At 38.7% G+C, this 16,954-nt stretch carries 16 protein-coding genes, 1 other RNA gene and 1 pseudogene; 6 read left to right on the top strand and 12 right to left on the bottom strand.

Annotated features, from left to right (window positions below):
• Positions 1-97: 97 nt before the first annotated feature.
• A complete protein-coding gene (locus KH893_RS03000; protein ID WP_281164693.1) occupies positions 98-430 on the bottom strand; it encodes a heavy metal-binding domain-containing protein in 333 nt (110 codons plus the stop codon).
• 379 nt (positions 431-809) lie between these two features.
• Between KH893_RS03000 and KH893_RS13300 the strand changes: the two are divergent.
• From KH893_RS13300 to KH893_RS02985, 3 genes and pseudogenes are all read left to right on the top strand, one after another.
• Positions 810-962 (top strand): annotated as a pseudogene (locus KH893_RS13300) (sunset domain-containing protein); the annotation flags it as partial.
• On the top strand, positions 962-1,786 hold the full coding sequence (locus tag KH893_RS02990; RefSeq protein WP_427859744.1) for a DNA/RNA non-specific endonuclease: 825 nt from the start codon (positions 962-964) through the stop codon (positions 1,784-1,786). The pseudogene KH893_RS13300 and the gene KH893_RS02990, both read left to right, overlap by 1 nt.
• A gap of 12 nt (positions 1,787-1,798) precedes the next feature.
• Positions 1,799-2,326, top strand: coding sequence for an O-acetyl-ADP-ribose deacetylase (locus KH893_RS02985; protein WP_281164691.1), 528 nt, complete (start codon positions 1,799-1,801; stop codon positions 2,324-2,326).
• Here KH893_RS02985 and KH893_RS02980 read toward each other — a convergent pair.
• Positions 2,307-2,627, bottom strand: coding sequence for a magnetosome magnetite crystal formation protein family (locus tag KH893_RS02980; RefSeq protein WP_281164690.1), 321 nt, complete (start codon positions 2,625-2,627; stop codon positions 2,307-2,309). The genes KH893_RS02985 and KH893_RS02980 overlap by 20 nt on opposite strands.
• A gap of 149 nt (positions 2,628-2,776) precedes the next feature.
• On the opposite strand from KH893_RS02980, the gene KH893_RS02975 reads away from it, so the two are divergent.
• Positions 2,777-3,616: a phosphotransferase gene (locus KH893_RS02975; protein ID WP_281164689.1), complete on the top strand. Its 840-nt coding sequence runs from the start codon at positions 2,777-2,779 to the stop codon at positions 3,614-3,616.
• 65 nt (positions 3,617-3,681) lie between these two features.
• On the opposite strand, the gene KH893_RS02970 is transcribed toward KH893_RS02975, so the two are convergent.
• From KH893_RS02970 to KH893_RS02960, 3 genes are read right to left on the bottom strand one after another with little or no spacing between them, the layout of a single operon-like run.
• Entirely contained in the window at positions 3,682-4,635 is a 954-nt protein-coding gene (locus KH893_RS02970; RefSeq protein ID WP_281164688.1) for a Ppx/GppA family phosphatase, read from the bottom strand.
• A 2-nt stretch (positions 4,636-4,637) separates the two neighbouring features.
• The gene (locus KH893_RS02965; RefSeq protein WP_281164687.1) at positions 4,638-6,800 is read right to left on the bottom strand and encodes an RNA degradosome polyphosphate kinase; all 2,163 of its coding nucleotides are present in this window, start codon (positions 6,798-6,800) and stop codon (positions 4,638-4,640) included.
• Positions 6,797-8,305, bottom strand: coding sequence for an exopolyphosphatase (locus tag KH893_RS02960; protein ID WP_281164686.1), 1,509 nt, complete (start codon positions 8,303-8,305; stop codon positions 6,797-6,799). The genes KH893_RS02965 and KH893_RS02960 overlap by 4 nt, the downstream gene beginning before the upstream one ends.
• Before the next feature lie 242 nt (positions 8,306-8,547).
• Between KH893_RS02960 and KH893_RS02955 the strand changes: the two genes are divergently transcribed.
• Positions 8,548-9,690, top strand: a complete 1,143-nt coding sequence (locus KH893_RS02955; RefSeq protein WP_281164685.1) for a D-alanine--D-alanine ligase family protein — start codon at positions 8,548-8,550, stop codon at positions 9,688-9,690.
• 127 nt (positions 9,691-9,817) lie between these two features.
• Here KH893_RS02955 and KH893_RS02950 read toward each other — a convergent pair whose 3' ends face one another.
• The 4 genes from KH893_RS02950 to KH893_RS02935 all read right to left on the bottom strand — a co-directional run bounded on the left by KH893_RS02950 (position 9,818) and on the right by KH893_RS02935 (position 12,258).
• Positions 9,818-10,306 carry a universal stress protein gene (locus KH893_RS02950; protein ID WP_281164684.1) on the bottom strand — a complete coding sequence of 163 codons (489 nt, stop codon included), beginning with the start codon at positions 10,304-10,306 and terminating at the stop codon, positions 9,818-9,820.
• Positions 10,307-10,374: 68 nt separating this feature from the next.
• A complete protein-coding gene (locus tag KH893_RS02945) occupies positions 10,375-10,671 on the bottom strand; it encodes a hypothetical protein (protein ID WP_281164683.1) in 297 nt (98 codons plus the stop codon).
• A gap of 69 nt (positions 10,672-10,740) precedes the next feature.
• Positions 10,741-10,928, bottom strand: a non-coding RNA gene (gene ssrS, locus KH893_RS02940) — 6S RNA.
• Between the two features lie 10 nt (positions 10,929-10,938).
• A complete protein-coding gene (locus tag KH893_RS02935) occupies positions 10,939-12,258 on the bottom strand; it encodes a replication-associated recombination protein A (protein ID WP_281164682.1) in 1,320 nt (439 codons plus the stop codon).
• A 263-nt stretch (positions 12,259-12,521) separates the two neighbouring features.
• On the opposite strand from KH893_RS02935, the gene KH893_RS02930 reads away from it, so the two are divergent.
• Entirely contained in the window at positions 12,522-14,588 is a 2,067-nt protein-coding gene (locus KH893_RS02930) for a hypothetical protein (protein WP_281164681.1), read from the top strand.
• Between the two features lie 66 nt (positions 14,589-14,654).
• On the opposite strand, the gene KH893_RS02925 is transcribed toward KH893_RS02930, so the two are convergent.
• The 3 genes from KH893_RS02925 to KH893_RS02915 all read right to left on the bottom strand — a co-directional run bounded on the left by KH893_RS02925 (position 14,655) and on the right by KH893_RS02915 (position 16,871).
• Complete coding sequence (locus KH893_RS02925) at positions 14,655-15,515, bottom strand: methylenetetrahydrofolate reductase (protein WP_281164680.1); 861 nt, start codon at positions 15,513-15,515, stop codon at positions 14,655-14,657.
• Between the two features lie 81 nt (positions 15,516-15,596).
• Positions 15,597-16,205 carry a 30S ribosomal protein S4 gene (gene rpsD, locus KH893_RS02920; RefSeq protein ID WP_281164679.1) on the bottom strand — a complete coding sequence of 203 codons (609 nt, stop codon included), beginning with the start codon at positions 16,203-16,205 and terminating at the stop codon, positions 15,597-15,599.
• Between the two features lie 207 nt (positions 16,206-16,412).
• On the bottom strand, positions 16,413-16,871 hold the full coding sequence (locus KH893_RS02915; RefSeq protein ID WP_281164678.1) for a GAF domain-containing protein: 459 nt from the start codon (positions 16,869-16,871) through the stop codon (positions 16,413-16,415).
• Positions 16,872-16,954: the final 83 nt, after the last annotated feature.

The raw sequence follows: 16,954 nt of genomic DNA, 5'->3' as shown, positions 1-16,954 counted from the left end.
TGCAAAATTTCCCTTTTTGCTAGTTTTGTAAGCTGCTGCTAATTTTAGTTTAGTTAGCCATTGTCAGTTGATCATAACTACAGCGATCACGGTGCAATTAATTTTCATAAGCAACAAATTTAACAGCTGTTCCATAAGCCGCGACCGCCTGCATGTCCTGACCAATTGCACTAGAATCAAAACGCATCATGACAACTGCATCAGCTCCCATTTTGGCTGCATTTTTTCGCAACCGTTCAACGGCAACACGTCGGGATTCTTCCAGCATTTTGGTATAATCCTTGATTTCACCGCCAACAATGTTCTTTAAACCAGCTCCAAGATTACGAATCAGATTTTTAGATTGAGTAGTCATCCCAAAAACTTCGCCAATTACTTCATATTTTTTTTCAGGGATATGTTCAGTGGTGACAATTAAAACACTTTTCATGATTGGTCGCACTCCTTTACTGATTTTATTGTAGAATAAAGTTAGTGATTTGGGAAAGTAATTTACTTAGAAAGAAATGAAAAGTATGAGAAAAATCATCAGGTTGCTGGTTTTATTGCTATTATTTGCTCCGCTGAGTGGCTGTTCCCAGGCGGTGTTGGCTTCAGTTGACAGTAAAACGCAGCAAATTCAGCAGTTAAAAAAGACTTCCAGCTCGCTTAAGCAAAAGTTAGCTGCTAAAAAGTATCAATCAGCTTCATTAAAGAGTAAATGGCAATCAGACAAAAATGCTCAGCAACCGGAAGCCGTTTCGGCTAGCGGTCAGTCCAGCTCAAGTGCAGTTTCAACCAGCAGCTCAAGTAGTTCAGCTGATCAGATTACCACCGGACAAGGTCAGATTGTCGGTAATCGCAATTCGCATATTTATCATGTTCCTGGTCAAGCTGGTTATAAGATGAATGCTGCCAATGCCGTTTATTTTTCAACTGAAGCTCAGGCTCAAGCGGCTGGCTATCGAAAGGCGTTAAGATGATGAAAAAATTAACAAGAATTTTGCTACTTTGGTTCACGATTTGTTTATTGTCGGCAGCAATCTTGCCGCAACCGGTTTTAGCGACAGGCAAGCAACAAAAAATCAGTTGGCTTAAGCGGCAAATCAAAACAACAAACAAGAAAATCAAACTTAAAAATCGACAAATCAAGCACTGGCATCAAAAGCTTAAAACCTTAGCGGCTGCTTCAGCAACAACTGCCAACCAGCAGACTGTAACTGCAACGACGCAGCAGTTAGCTGAACTGAATTACAGCGGTCAAAATGAAATTACCGTCAATCATAATAATCCAGAATTTTCAACCAGTGATCTGTCGACTGCTAAGGGTGCTTGGCAAACTTATGGGCAGTTGGACAGCCTAAATCGTGTGACAGCAGCGAATGCTTTATTGAACCAGTCGTTAATGCCGACAGCTAAGCGGACGGAATTGACTTGGGATCCAACTGGTTGGCACAATAAAAAAATCAAATCTGGCTGGCTTTATAACCGCAGCCATTTAATTGGTTATCAACTGACAGGTCAAAACAATAATCCCCGGAATTTGCTGACTGGGACTCGCGAGTTAAATGCTCCAGAAATGCTGGCGCATGAAGATGATATTGCATATTATTTGAAACAAAATCCGCATGGCTATGTCAGATATCGAGTAACACCAATTTTTCGAGGAAACGAATTATTGGCGCGCGGTGTGCAGATGGAAGCTCAGTCAATTGACAGCAATGAAATTCATTTTAATGTCTATATCTTTAATGTTCAGTCGGGAGTAACTCTTAATTACGCGGATGGTACAAGTCAGATTAATTAAAGGGATGAGTAGATGAAAGTCGGACAATCAGAAATTTTCTTGCAGCGAGGAGATATCACCAAACTCAGTTGTGATGCGATCGTTAATGCTGCTAATTCCAGTCTGCTAGGTGGCGGCGGGGTCGACGGCGCGATCCATCAAGCAGCTGGACCACAGTTATTGGCAGCTTGTCGTAAACTGCATGGTTGTCAAACTGGGGAAGCTAAAATAACGCCTGGTTTTAAATTACCGGCGCGCTATGTGATTCATACAGTTGGACCAATTTATCAGGCAGCTTTAAAACCGGCGCAGCTCTTAGCAGCCTGTTACTCCAACTCGCTTGATTTGGCATATCAATACCAATTAAAAAAGGTCGCCTTTCCGGCCATTTCGACCGGCGTTTATGGCTACCCTTTAAAGTTGGCAGTGCCAATCGCAGTTGATACGGTCCGCAACTGGTTAAGACAACCTGTAGTTAATGAATATAAAATTATTTTTTGCTGCTATGATCAGCGAACTTGGCAAGCCTACCAAAATTATTTTAAGCAACTAACAGCTTGATTCCCTTATATAAATTGTAAATGAAAATCAGCAGTGTCACTAAGGCAATGATACCAAGCAAAATGACGATCATTGGTCCAGCAATTTTCCAGGAACTGGTTGCTAATCCCGTTATCCCTAAACTAATCAGGCAGAAAGTACCAAGCAGTAGGGGCAATAACTGTAACCACAGAGCAATTGCAGCGTGGTGACGGATAATTGGTTCATGTTTGCAGATGATCCAAACAATCAACGGAAAAATAAAGGGTGCAAATAAGATTGAGAGATAACTCAAAGAACTAACGATTTGGTTTTTGGTCATAATAACCTCGCTTTATTTTTTGATAGTTCAATTGTAACGTGAATAATTTTCTTTAGCAATTTTTTGAGATTTTTAGGTAGGAGTTCTTGCCATTTAAAACCTGGTTAAGTTACAATTAATTTAAAAGGGTACGAAATGGGGATGGCTGAATGCTAATTGATTTTTTGAATGATTACTATCAAGCAGATTTAAAAAGTATCCACGATGTAGCAGGAAATCAACATCTGGTTGGTGAAAGCAGGTTATATCATGCTAAACTTTTTGTCAAAATTTTTAAGGAAAAGGAAATGTTTTATGCTGAGCAGCATGTCAATGAGGTCTATGCACCGAATGTTTATTTAGACAACGTTATTTTTGAGGATAATTATGTTGTTACCTTGCGTGATCGACAAATGCAAGAATTGGAGGATCGGCAAATCAATGGTCAGGTGGCTTATCAATTTGGCAAACTGCTGGGTGAGTTTCACAATCTGGTGACTGGTAAAGTCTTAGTCTATGAAGATCAGCGGCCGTTACCTTTGCAAATTAAAGAAAAAGCGGAACGTTTAAAAGATTCCGCCTATGCTGCACCCATTTTAACCAGTTTGAAGTTGTTGCAAGCGGACTTTTCGCGAGCTGATGAAGAGTATGAGCAATTGCCCAAAGTTGTTTTGCATGGTGATTTCAGTGTCCGGAATATTATGGAATACCAAGGGAAATTAGTTCTGATTGATTTTGAACGTTCAAAAATTGGAGTAACCTACCAAGATTTTATTAAATTCTTTTATAATGAAGTTAAAGATCCGCGTTTTCGGCAACGGTTTTTAGATGGCTATGAAGCTAAGCATCAATTTGAAATTCCTAGTCATGAATTGCAACGTTGTTTACTGTTGCTGTCGGCTTTGGAAATTTGTGAATACAACACCACTCATCCGGGTAAAAAATACGGAACAATGGCCCAGCAAATGCTGGCAACCATTAAAAATGGTGATGCAGTCCTTTCACTTTAAAGAAAAATTTAAAAAGGTCGTAGAATCAGCAACAATTTGAAACTGATTTTACGGCCTTTTGACAGCTATTTTTGACAATTTTTTGGCGGATAGTTATTTGTGGCTAAATAATTAAAGAGTGTGCCATCACGCAAACCACAATTAGAAAATAAAATAGTGGGGATATGTAAAACACGCAACAACAATGAAATTGGAATCAAGCCGCCAACAATGACATCAGCCCGGATTTTAGCTAAGCCGGGGATATCTTCGCGCTGCCGGCGATCAAGGTTGACTAAGTTGGCAAAAATATCGACTGCTTGGTTGCCTGACAGTTGAAAGCCATGTAAACTTGGCAATTCATCATTTTCGCTTTCCTTACGGCGGGCAATTTTGGCTAAGGTTCGATTGCTGCCGCCCAGAGCAACTAAATTTGATTTGTGAGCGTCAAGGATCCAGTCGATATCAGTTAATTTTTGTTCAACATCAGTCATTGCACGGAAGAGATTACCTGGAGAAATTTGCTCACTTAAAGCAAACTCTTGCGAAACGGTGACCGAACCAAAAGGTAAGCTGATCAGATTTTGGATCTTTTGATTTTTTACATAGATCAATTCGGTACTGGCGCCACCTGTATCCATAATCAGACATTTATTACCGATTTTTAAAGTTTTTGAAACCCCCAAGAAATCTAAATAAGCTTCTTGATCACCAGAAATCACTTCGAACTTCACACCAATTTTTTTCTTGACCGATTTTAAAAAATCAGCTTGGTTCTTGGCTTGTCGAACTGCTGCTGTAGCAATTGCTTCGAGATGCAAATCAGGTATCTGTTCATAAACCTGTTTGAAGTTTTCGAGTGCCTTTAAGGTGCGAGCAATTGGCTCAGGTTGTAAAATTTTTTCTTCACCCATGTTTTCTGACAGCCGCACCATTTCTTTTAATTGATGGGTAACCGTGAAACTGCCATCCGGGTTGATTTGCGAAATTTTTAGCCGAATTGAATTTGAACCCAAGTCAATGACTGCAAAATTGACCATCTTTATTCTTCCTCCTTAGGATCGATTTGAAACTGCAAGGGATCATCACGATGCATCATTGGCTGGAAAACGGAATTAGCTTTGGCTTGCCGCCGATTTTCTAACAGGACTTGATTCTTTTTCGTTGCCTCTTGGACGAAGTATTCCTGCGAACTGAAAGGCTCCAGTCCTCGTCGATCGATCCGTTCAAATTGATCACCATGTAAAACCCGTGCTTTAAGATTATCATGCCACATTAAATTGAAAATTGAAATTATTTTAACCTTGATTTCTGATTGTAGGGCTGGAAAGAGCAGTTCAACGCGGCGATCGAGGTTACGGGTCATCATATCAGCGCTTGATAAATAGACATCTTCATTACCTTGATTGTAGAAGTAATAAATTCGGCTGTGCTCTAAAAAGCGGCCAACGATTGAGTGAACTTCAATGTTTTCACTGATTCCGGGTAAATCATTTTTTAAGCAGCAAATTCCCCGAACGATCAATTTGATTTTGACACCAGCAGCTGAGGCTTGATAAAGTTTCTCAATAATTTTTTGGTCCGAAAGTGAGTTCATTTTCATCCGGATTTCAGCCGGTTGACCATTTTGAGCATAATTAATTTCATCATCAATTTTTTTGGAGATAAATTCACGAATTTTATGTGGTGAAATATGCAACTTGTGAAAATATGGTGGTTTAGCGTAGCCTGACAGCATATTAAAAATATTTGAAGCATCAATTCCCATATCCAAATTGGCTGTAAAAATTCCCATATCAGTATAAAAATTAGCGGTGACATCATTATAATTGCCGGTTCCTAAATGTAAGTAACGCCGAATCCCATCTTCTTCTCGCCGAATAATTAGTGCCATTTTACAATGAGTTTTCAGGCCTACTAGTCCATAAATTACGTGACAACCCATTTTTTCCAATTGTTTAGCCCAGCGAACGTTATTCTCCTCATCAAAGCGAGCCTTGACTTCAACTAAAACCGTAACTTGTTTGCCCTTTTGAGCTGCTAAACCCAAATATTTAATAATCGGTGAATTACCGGATACACGATAAAGAGTCATCTTAATGGCGAGAACACTTGGATCGCTAGCAGCTTGTTCAATGAAATGAACGACTGAACTAAATGAGTCGTAGGGATGCTGCATTAAAAAATCATGCTGACGAACAGCCGCAAAAATATTCTGACCCGATGCTAATTGTGGATCAATGAATGCTCGAAACGGTTGGTAGCGCAAATCGTCATGACCGGTAACCTTACCAGGCAATTTTTTCAAAAAAGTCAAATCGATGGGACCATTGATGCGGTAAACCGCACTTTGATCAACATCAAGATTTTTGATTAGGCGATTACTGAGATCACGACTCATTGAAGATTCAATTTCCAACCGCATAACTTTGCCGTGTTCTCTTTTTTTCAACTGCTTTTGAACCTCACGCAACAAATCAGAAGTATCTTCTTCAGCCACGTCCAAGTCCATATCGCGAATTACTCGATAAGTAGCTGACTCAATTACTTGATAGCCCGGAAAGAGGTTACTGATAAACTCTTTGATAATTTCTTCAACTAAAATAAAGCTATTGTCTTCACGCGGCAACTTGATCAAGCGGCCAAAGATTTCTGGAATCCGAATCGTCGCAAAAGGCCGATTCTTTAGATTTTTATTTTCTTGCAATCTGATGGCCAGATTTAGCGAGTTATTGCTGATAAAAGGAAAGGGGCGTGAAGAATCATCTGCTAGCGGAGTAAGCACTGGATAGAGATCGTCATTAAAATAGCGTTGCAAAGAGCGATGCTGTTCGTCAGTAATGTTTTTGATTTTAACAATTTTGATCTCATTTTTTTCTAATTGCGGCAGCAATGAGCGGTTATAAGTATTGTAGCGCTTGGCGACCATCTGCTGTTCCAATGAATTAATGGCATCGATTTGCTGTTTGGGTGTCATCCCTGAAGCATCAGTAGTTTTAATGCCAACGGAATACATTTTGTTCAGTGAAGCTACGCGGACCATAAAAAACTCATCGACATTGCTTTGGGTGATTCCTAAAAAATTTACTCGTTCTAATAAGGGGTTTTCTGGATCACGAGCTTCTTCAAGTACTCGGCCGTTAAAATCTAACCAGCTGAGTTCGCGATTTTTAAAATATGAATGTTTATCAAATCTTTTGATCAATTTAAACGCCTCCGTTGTTTCAAGACAGGTTTGATTCCGTAAACTTCAGTGAAAAGAGTCGATTTATTTTTAAAAGACCATTTTTCTAATGAAATATTTTGTGTAGCATAAGCATAGATAATTAGTTGTTCCGTTTGCAGTGAAACTGAGATTTTTTGGATCTTTTCTTCCCGCGAATCATCTAACGCATCCGCTAAACGCAAAATAGCAGCAAGTTTAGCAACTTTCATTTGAACATTGGGGGCTAAACGCTGGAAATGTGGTTCATTGATGGCTGGTGACTCGCTGCTATGATAACGGGATATCTCAGCAATCAACTGATTCTCTTCGTCAGAAAGGCCAATGATCTTGTTGGCTTCTAAGATATAAGCTGAATGTCGGTAATGGCCTTGCTGACTAATATAATTACCAACATCATCAACAGTTGCAGCGATTTGCAGCAGCAACCGTTCACGTTTACCTAAGTGATGGAGCTGTTTGAGCTGGTCAAACATATGCAAAGCTAGATCAGTTACGATTTTTCGATGTGAATGACTCGTTAAATAGCGGTTAGCCATATTTTCAGCTGAAGTAATGATGATTTCATTTAAATCTTGTTTCAGATAACGGTTTTTTTTGGCTTGTTCAATTGCTAAGCCATCAGAAACAGTAATATTGCTTAAAATTATTTTTTCCACCCGTAGCAACTTAATCATCTTTTCAATCAAGATAAAATAAGGTTTTAGTCGATTAACAATATGTTCATCAATATCAAAATAATCAATTAAAAACTGTTCCGAAGAGTGGATCACCATATCATATAATTGTTGAAACTTAGCAACTGATAGAATAGCAGTATCTTTTTCTGAAGGGATGAATTTATGGCTTAAAGCACTGGCATCTTGTAGGATTAAATTAGCTGTTTGGTCACTTCGAACAAGAGTATGTCGTAAGTTTTCTAATTTACTGCCAATATAATCATCAATAACTTCAATTGGATCATTGGAACTTAAATCAATAATACTGGCCAAATCTTCCAAATGAGCTGAACCAAGATCAATATTCCAAGTTGAAATGAATTTTTTTAATTTGAACTGGGAAAGAGAAACTTTTTCAGATCCTAGACTTAAAAGAAAAGTTTGACTATCAGTTAATTGTTTAAAGTTATTAAGGTGAGTAATAATTCCGATTGCTTTATAATAAGTTAGTTGACTGGTATTTAGCCAGTGAACATGGATATTATTACGGACAAAAATTTGTTCACCTAAATAACGAGTACTTACATCATCTAATGACTGCTGGTTTCCCCAAAGTCGATAATTTTTAACGCCATAATCTTTTAGCAAGCGCTGAAATCCCTTTAACTTTTCGGAAATCAAACCGGCATTTTGCGGATAATGATCATCAGTCGGTTGAAAGAAATATCCATTGGCATTTTCAACCAATTTCAAAGTCTTTAAGTCGATAATCGATAATTTGATTTGTCTAGGTGTTAAATAAATTACACCAAATAACTTGTTTGCCATTGACCTCACCTCATGAGTTTAGCTGGTTAAAGAGCTCTTTAAGTTAATTCTAACATGTAGAAGGAAGATAGAATGAAAAAATTCTGTAAAATTATAAAATTTACCTTAATTACTGACAAAATGGTTTGTTTCATGGTATGATGCAAAAGGTAAATTTTATTTTACTGTACATTAAGCAATTTGTTATAGTATAATAAATCCAGCCGTATAATAAGAAAATCTTGATAGGAATGGAATATACAATGGGAAAAAAGAAATTACACATTGCGCTTTTTTTTGGCGGTAATTCATCTGAACATGATGTCTCAAAAAGATCAGCTCATAATGTTTATGATGGTTTAGACAAAAACAAATACGACGTTTCAGTTTTCATGTTTGCCAAAAATGGTTATTTATTAGGTAATCAGGATTCAATGCGGATCTTTAATGGGGAGCCGGAAGATCAGGTATTAGCGGGAATCATGCCAAACGTTGATTTTTCCAATCCATTGGCCAATATTCAAAATATTTCCGAGGTCAAAGATATTGATGTCTTTTTGCCAGTGATCCATGGCAATATGGGTGAAGATGGAACTGTTCAGGGCTTATTTAGATTATTAAATAAACCTTGGGTCGGCAGTGGGATCACTTCTTCAGGAGTTTCTTTTGATAAAGATCTGACTAAACAGTTGCTAACCCTTCATGGCATTCGAAATACTAAATATGTCGTGGCGACTCCGGAGACCAAATCAGAATTTACTTATCAAAGTTGTAGTGAAAAATTAGGTAAGATATTGTTTATTAAACCTGCACGTCAGGGGTCATCAGTTGGAATTCATAAAGTTGCCGATCAGCTTGAGTTTGACCAAGCGCTTGCTGATGCATTCCAATATGATTATAAGGTGATGATTGAAGAAGCCATTGAGCATCCGCGGGAAATTGAATGTTCAGTTTTGGGCAATCGAGTGGCCGAAGCATCCAAACTTGGCGGCATTGAAGTACCAGCTACTGACAAGTTTTATGATTATAATAATAAATTTGTGGATGCTTCAGGTGTTGTTTTTGACCTGCCAGTTGACTTGCCTGCCAAGTTGGCAACTGAAATTACTCAAATGTCACTGGATGCTTTTCGTGTTCTCGATAATCGTGGGTTGGCCCGGATGGATTTTTTAGTTGATCAAAATGATGTTCCTTATTTTGGTGAAGCTAATACATTGCCTGGTTTTACGAATATTTCACTCTATCCGCAATTATGGAAGGTTAGCGGCATTGGTTATAGTGAATTGCTTGATAGATTGATTCAATTGGCAATTGAGGAATTTAATGACAGTGCAAAACTACATTATGATTTCGTTGAATTAGGTCAGGAAAAATTGCCGAATTCAATTAAAAAAGTTAACGATTAGTCGTTTCAATCAAAAAAACATTTAATAAAGATGGTCAGTTAATCAATTTGCCCTGGGGCTGTGGTTAACTGACCATTTGTTGTCAATGTAAAACTTTTAAGCAAAATCAAACTGTGATAAACGACGATTATTTCTTCGATTTCTTCTCATTTAAAACGGGTTTATTATCTAAGTCGGTCCTAACTACCAGAACATCACAAGCAGCTGTCCGCGTTACGTATTCAGTAACTGAACCAATTAACAAACGTTCAACGGCATTTAAACCAGTTGCCCCGATCATAATTAAATCAATATCTTTATCTGCCGGGGTTTCCTTAGCAATAATTACTTTAGGAGCGCCGTATTCGATTGAATAATCAACGTTTTTTAAACCAGCCTTTTGTGCTTCTGCAACATAATTTTCCAGCGTCTTTTTAGCGGTTTCAGTAACTTGTTCAACCATTGCCGTGTCAAAACTGGAAATATTTTGGAAAGCCCGCGTGTCAACAACATGCAGCAAATGAAGCTTAGCACTGTCACCATTACGGCGAGTCACTGCCACAGCTTTTTTAAAAGCTAGTTCAGCCTCTTTTGAACCATCAATTGGTACTAAGATGTTGTTATATTGTTGTAGCATAGTTATCACCCTTTCTATTATTCAACTCTATTGTACGTTATTTCGTCAAAATTTACAAAACTAAAAATTTAGTTATTTTTTGGAAAGAAGATTAAGATAATGAATGGCAACAGTGTGACAAAAATAGCGTCGATGATTAGCATTGCTACTAGAAAAACAATTTTTTGAGCAAGCAAAACCCCCAATGTTATGACAGCTAAAATAATCAACAAACTGCCGATCCAGCTTAAAAGTTTGATTGAAGATTGATTGTTGACCTGTTGCTGTGTTAAAAGGTTAAATCTTCGATGGCGTAACAAATAGCCTCCAAGAATGAATAAAATAATGATTAAAATAATTGTTAAAGTATAAATTAGAGAATTCATGTTAGGCCTTTCATACTAAATTTTATTAAATAAAAGGGCTGACAACAAAACAATTGGTTTCGTTACAGCCCCGCATCCGTTTAATGCCGTTAATCATCTCTGTAGTTGAACCCGCTGTCAAAGCAGGGGGTGTCCAGTAGACTTACCGCTAACTTCCTATCAGGTAGGCCTGTTATTAATAAATCATTCCAGAAACCAAAATGTTAGGTGTTCGGTCAACCTTACATGTTGAGATAATGCGCACATTCCAGATTTGCATTAATTTTATCACGAATTATCTTTTTTTTCAATTTGGTTTTTGGGTGCGGCAAGTCGTTGCTGCTGACTAGCTTTTAAGCGTTGGTAACGTTCCTTTAGAGCTACTTCATAGCGACTGTTGCCTTTGGGCTTAAAATATGAATGGTTTTTTAACCTGCTTGGCAAATATTGTTGTGCGACCCAGTCATGTTCGAAATCATGTGGGTATTTATAATCAAGTCCATGGCCTAGCTGTTTAGCTCCTTGATAATGGGCATCTTTTAAATAGGCTGGGATTTCACCATAATTTCCCTTTTTTAAATCAGCGAGTGCCTGATCAATTGCTGAAATAGCTGCATTCGATTTTGGTGACAAACATAGTTCAATGACGGCAGCTGCCAGTGGAATTCGGGCTTCAGGCAAGCCAATTTTTTCCGCCGCGGTAACTGCCGCAACTGTGTGAGCCGCTGCATTGGGATTAGCAAGCCCAATATCCTCGTAAGCAATTGTCAGCAATCGACGAACAGCACTGATTAAATCGCCGGCAGCTAACAAACGGGCTAAGTAATGTAAGGCAGCGTCAGTATCTGAACCGCGGATGGATTTTTGAAAGGCTGAAATCACGTCATAATGTGCATCACCATCTTTATCCTGGACTAAAGCTTTGTGCTGTAAACACTCTTCGACAACTGGCAAAGTTAAATGGATCCTGTCTTGCTGATTGGTTGATGTTGATTTAGCAGCCAGTTCTAAGGCATTCAAGACGCTTCTTAAATCACCATGGGTTGCTTGAGCCAAAAAATTTTTAGCCGGTAGATCAAGAGTGATCTTTAATTGGCCTAAGCCACGTTCTTTGTCAGCCAAAGCTCGGTCAATGGCTAATTTGATTTCGCCTTCATTCAATGGTTTGACTTCAAAAATTTGTGTTCGACTGCGGATAGCTGGACTGATTGCAATGTAAGGGTTTTCTGTCGTAGCACCAATCAAAATAATTCGTCCGCTCTCTAAATGGGGCAGTAGAAAATCTTGTTTAGGTTTCGTTAAGCGATGGATTTCATCGAGCAGTAAGATTACCGTTCCACTCAACTTGGCTTCGGCTGCGACCGCCTCCAGCTCTTTTTTTGAATCAGTTGCCGCGTTGACCGTTCGCAAAGCATATTGGGTTGAGCCAGCAATGGCACTGGCAATACTGGTTTTACCAGTGCCAGGCGGTCCATAAAGAATCATTGACGATAACATTTTAGCCGTGACCATCCGACGAATAATTTTACCCGGACCGACCAAATGCTGCTGGCCGATCACTTCATCAATTGAACGCGGCCGCATTCGATAAGCAAGTGGCTTATTCATGGTTATGCTCCTTCATCTGTTAAATTGGTTTTGTGAGTAAATTGATCTGACTAAATGATTAGCTTAGAAATCACCAATTCCTAATAATTTTGTTTAAAATAAGAGCCTCGTCATTAAATATTAGTCTACAAGCATTTAATGATTTACAACTAAGTTAGATCAACTTAATTATAGCATTGACTGCAACTTGTCAGTTAAGTTTGATTTTTGTCAAATTAAATTTGGTATAATAGTTTTGAGTTTGATAAATGGAGGCTGTTGGGATGCAATTTGATGATTTAGGGACATGGCTACAGGAGAACCAATTACTGGCTGCTACAGCTAATTTGCGTTGGCAAGTTTTGTTACAGCGTCAGCTTGAAAAACAGCCAGCGCAGCCAGTTGAAAATTTAGGAGAGTTTTTAACCAAGGCACAAGGAGAGGATTTGCAGCCAGTTGAAAAAATTGTCGGGGGAATTTTACTCAAAACACCAGGCTGGCTTTCAAAAAAAGGCGTTTTGCAACGTTTAAAGCTAACCACGCTTTTGTTGCAAAAAAATTTAGGTAGTCAAGTTTTTTTGAATCCTTTTTCAACTGTCAGCCAGTTCGATCATGGGATTACGTTGCGTTGGCAGTTGCCTGAATTTTTATTACAGCAAAGTTATCAAGAAAAGTTTAAATCCTTGCAGTTGGACTATTTGGCTTATCGTGCGCAAGTTTATTTAAAAATTATTCAACAGTTGAATAATAATTCTTGGCTATTGCCTTATTTAACTGGATCAACGCCCGCAACTGATGGGAAAATGGTTAAGAGCAGTTTTTGGCTGCGCCATTTTACTCAGCGCTGGCCAGCAGATTTTCAATTTATGGTGCAGAATTTTACAGACCAGCATTGGCAAAGCTTGCCATTTCGACCTTTGATTGTCGAAATCAAGACCAAAGGTGGTTCTCGCAAAGTAATTGGCGGAATTGAACTACAGTCATTAGAACTTGATCCTTTTAGTCCCGTTGGAATTACCGGTGCAACTTTAGATTTATTCCAGCTGCTAACAACTTATTTCTGGCTAGCACCAGGTTTGGTCAATGATCAATTAACAATTCAGCTAAAACAGGCATTTCAAAAAGCTGGTCAGCAAGCAGCTGCCAATCCGTTTGCAGCGATCCTTGAAACAAAAACGTCCCTTAAGTTATTCAATCAGCTGACAGAGTTGATTGAAATTGCAAAATTTTCCTCGGCTGAGCAGTTGTTAGCCGAGTGTCAAACTTGGCGTCAACTGTTCAAGGATGGAACTCAAACCAAAAGCGGGCAGCTGTTGCGTTTGAGTGGTAGGACTGAAATCAAGACTTGGCAACTAGCTCAAAAATCACTTGATAAGTTAACAACCAGCTGGCAGCAGCATGAATTGGCTGATAGTAACTCACTGGAAGTCTTGGCAGCTGCTTTAGCTGAAGGCAAAAGCTATCAACTTTTGTCAGGGACTGAACATCTGATCAAAATCGAAGGTCAGTTGATCGGCGACGGTTTTTTAGTTGATACAGCTGGCAATTTAACTCAACGCTGCTGGCGTGATCGGCTGCTTGCCAGTCAGTTGGCAGCTGCAGCTGGTTTTCAGATCCCAATGCAATGGCAGATCAAAAGGCAAACAGATTTTGAACGTCTTTACCCACAATTGGCTGCCTCGGCCTTGGCAATCAAAGGCAGATATCAGCGTTCAGCCTGGGCTTTTCGTTTACCGCTTCGAAAGGAGCAACTTTGGCCTTTTGTCAAACAAATCTTGCAGCAAGATCGGGCTTGCTTGTTGCAGCAAATGCAAGCCGGTGGTTGTTATCGGATTTTGCTAGTTGCTCAAAAACCAATCACGATTGTTGAACGTTTGCCACAACAAATTGTTGGTGATGGTCGCGCAACGCTTGGACAATTGATTGAACACAAACAACTGCTTTTCAAACAACAGCAACGAGCATTTCCGTTTGCTAAATTGCAGCAGCAAACGATTGATGATCAGGGATATCAGTTAACTGACATTCTACCAAGAGGAGTTCAGTTATTACTGCGTTATGACAGCAGCAGTCAAACTGGTGAAGAGTATTTAGAAGTCAGTCAAGAAATCGATCGATCATATTTAACTGCCATCAAACGATTAGCGGCGGCTTTAGGCATGAAAAGTGGGGTACTAGATGTGATCATCCCCAATATTTATCGTCCATTTAAGTTGCAAGCTGCTGATCAACTGTATTTTTTGTCAGCCCATCAAACTGTCGATTTAAATTTGCTGCGGCAAGTCAAGCTTGGACCAAGGCGTCCACTCGGCAAGCTAATTTTAGAGCAATTATTTGCGAATAAAAAATAATTAAAAGAGTGAGAAAATTTGATTTTCTCACTCTTTTAAGCTTTTATAACTTAAGCTAAAAATAAATTATTTTAATTTGGTAAATTGTCCTTGAGTTGCCTGACAGATTTGCTGCGTTATTTCTAAATGATTGAGTGTGTAAAGATGGATTCCAGCAACTTGGTGGTTGAGTAAATCGGTGATTTGTTCAACTGTGAATTGGATACCTGCCTGTTTGAAAGCAGTAGCATTCATCTGAAAAGCTGCAAACATTTTTTGTAGCTTAGGCGGCAAAACTAAGTTGTTCTTTTGCAAAAAGCGTATAACTTGATTGCGATTGCTAAGCGGCATAATGCCAGCTAAAATTGGAATTTTGATACCAGCTTTATTACAAATAGTTTGGAAGTGATAAAACAGTTCATTAGTAAAAAAAGTTTGGCTAATTAAAAAGTCACAACCAGCGGCGACCTTTTGCTTTAAATAATCAATATCTGTTGATAAGTTTTGAGCTTCTGGATGTTTTTCAGGATAGCAAGCAGCAGAAATTTTGAAACTGCAATCATGATCCTTGATAAATTTAATTAAATCACTGGCATGGTTGAAGTCGCCTTGATCAGTCAATCCTGGTGTTGAGTCACCGCGGATCACTAAAATATTTTTGACTTTGACGGCTTTTAATTCTGGCAGAAGTTGTAAAATTTGCTTTCGAGAAATATATCGAGCGGCAAGGTGAATCATCGCTGGCAGTTGAAAATCTGTTTGAATACTATCAGCAATTGCTAAGGTAGAAGTCTTAAAGTTAAGCCAATGATTGCTGTTAGCAACACTAATAAAAGCTGGGTTGAGATCAGTAAGCTGTTGCAGTAATTGTTGAAAAGCTAGCCGATCTTCAATTCGGTTTTTAGGCGGGAAGACTTCAAATGATAAACTTGGCTGACCTTGTTGCATGGCTTTCATTCCTTTTAGGTTAACGGTTAGATGATTAACAAAAAAAAGCAGGCTGATAAAACAGCCTGTCCTTTTGATGAATTAAAGTTTGTTGTAGTATTCAACGATCAAGGCTTCATCGATCTCAGCTTCAAGTTCATCACGTTGAGGCAGACGAGTCAATGTACCTTCAAGTTTATTGTCATCAAATGTCAGATATTGTGGACGACCAACTGCGGCTTCCAAAGCATCTTTAACAACTTGTAATTCTTTAGAACGTTCACGCAAGGAAATTACATCGCCAACAGCAACTTCAAAAGAAGGAATATCAACTCGTTTGCCATTAACGGTTACATGACCATGATTGACTAACTGACGAGCTTGACGACGAGTTGTTGCCAAACCGAGACGATAAACTAAATTATCCAATCGACGTTCCAACAAGACCATGAAGTTATCGCCATGACGACCTTCACGAATCTTGCCGGCCCGAACGAACAAATTAGCGAATTGACGTTCTGATAAACCATACATTAAACGCAGCTTCTGTTTTTCACGCAATTGCAGACCATATTCAGATAACTTACGGCGATTGTTTTGACCATGATCACCAGGAGCATATGGCCGGCGTGATAATTCCTTGCCGGTACCGCTTAAAGAGATACCTAAACGACGTGAAATTTTCCAACTTGGACCAGTATAACGAGACATAAAAAATCCTCCAATAAATTTTTTTGGAGTAAAATAAGCGAATATCTGCTTAGTATTCGTGCATTTCATTTTGCAATTTTCACTCTTGCAGCCGAAGAGGTACTAATTGAACCATTAAGGCAACAAAATGTTGACGAGCTTACCGCAAACTGCTGCATTATTTTACACAAAATTAATCATACCAAATTCCAATTAAGACGTCAAATACTAGTCCCAATTTTTTTGTGCAATTTTCGCGATTCGTTCGAAAAATTGTTGATCTTTTGCTTTAAAACGTCCAAACCTGCGTGAATCAAGATCAAGGACTCCAACGGCTGCTCCTTGACTTGAAGTTAGTGGAACAACGATTTCAGCATTCGTAGTTGAATCGCAGGCTATGTGTCCAGGAAAAAGGTGGACATTTTCAACAATGATCGTTTGTTTTGTTTGAAATGCTTGACCGCAGACTCCCTTACCAATGCCAATTCGCGTACAAGCCGGTTTACCTTGAAACGGCCCTAAAATCAACATTTGCTCAGTTGAATCGAACAAATAAAAACCACTCCAGCTTACATTTGGCAGCTGATCATATAAAAAGGCACTAATATTGGCTAAATTTGCTGTCAAATTTGTTTCATCCTGTGTTAAAGACACTAATTGTTTTAGTAATAAATTACTTTCTTCCATGGACTGAGCCTCAATTCTTCTTTAGGTTATTCGTGTATCTTAGAGTTTTCTTATGTTATAATTGAAACTAGATTTTAACTTTA

This window comes from Liquorilactobacillus sicerae, assembly GCF_029916425.1.
GTDB lineage: Bacteria > Bacillota > Bacilli > Lactobacillales > Lactobacillaceae > Liquorilactobacillus > Liquorilactobacillus sicerae.
Note: the sequence above shows the minus strand (reverse complement) of the source record. Positions and strands in the feature narration are given on the sequence as shown.

Coding starts and splice junctions, on each gene's coding strand:
- KH893_RS02925 (WP_281164680.1), bottom strand. CDS start 15,515: ATGCAACAAGGTCAGCCAAGTTTATCATTTGAAGTCTTCCCGCCTAAA.
- KH893_RS02960 (WP_281164686.1), bottom strand. CDS start 8,305: ATGGCAAACAAGTTATTTGGTGTAATTTATTTAACACCTAGACAAATC.
- rpsD (WP_281164679.1), bottom strand. CDS start 16,205: ATGTCTCGTTATACTGGTCCAAGTTGGAAAATTTCACGTCGTTTAGGT.
- KH893_RS02980 (WP_281164690.1), bottom strand. CDS start 2,627: ATGACCAAAAACCAAATCGTTAGTTCTTTGAGTTATCTCTCAATCTTA.
- KH893_RS02955 (WP_281164685.1), top strand. CDS start 8,548: ATGGGAAAAAAGAAATTACACATTGCGCTTTTTTTTGGCGGTAATTCA.
- KH893_RS03000 (WP_281164693.1), bottom strand. CDS start 430: ATGAAAAGTGTTTTAATTGTCACCACTGAACATATCCCTGAAAAAAAA.
- KH893_RS02930 (WP_281164681.1), top strand. CDS start 12,522: ATGCAATTTGATGATTTAGGGACATGGCTACAGGAGAACCAATTACTG.
- KH893_RS02950 (WP_281164684.1), bottom strand. CDS start 10,306: ATGCTACAACAATATAACAACATCTTAGTACCAATTGATGGTTCAAAA.
- KH893_RS02990 (WP_427859744.1), top strand. CDS start 962: ATGAAAAAATTAACAAGAATTTTGCTACTTTGGTTCACGATTTGTTTA.
- KH893_RS02975 (WP_281164689.1), top strand. CDS start 2,777: ATGCTAATTGATTTTTTGAATGATTACTATCAAGCAGATTTAAAAAGT.
- KH893_RS02985 (WP_281164691.1), top strand. CDS start 1,799: ATGAAAGTCGGACAATCAGAAATTTTCTTGCAGCGAGGAGATATCACC.
- KH893_RS02945 (WP_281164683.1), bottom strand. CDS start 10,671: ATGAATTCTCTAATTTATACTTTAACAATTATTTTAATCATTATTTTA.
- KH893_RS02935 (WP_281164682.1), bottom strand. CDS start 12,258: ATGAATAAGCCACTTGCTTATCGAATGCGGCCGCGTTCAATTGATGAA.
- KH893_RS02915 (WP_281164678.1), bottom strand. CDS start 16,871: ATGGAAGAAAGTAATTTATTACTAAAACAATTAGTGTCTTTAACACAG.
- KH893_RS02970 (WP_281164688.1), bottom strand. CDS start 4,635: ATGGTCAATTTTGCAGTCATTGACTTGGGTTCAAATTCAATTCGGCTA.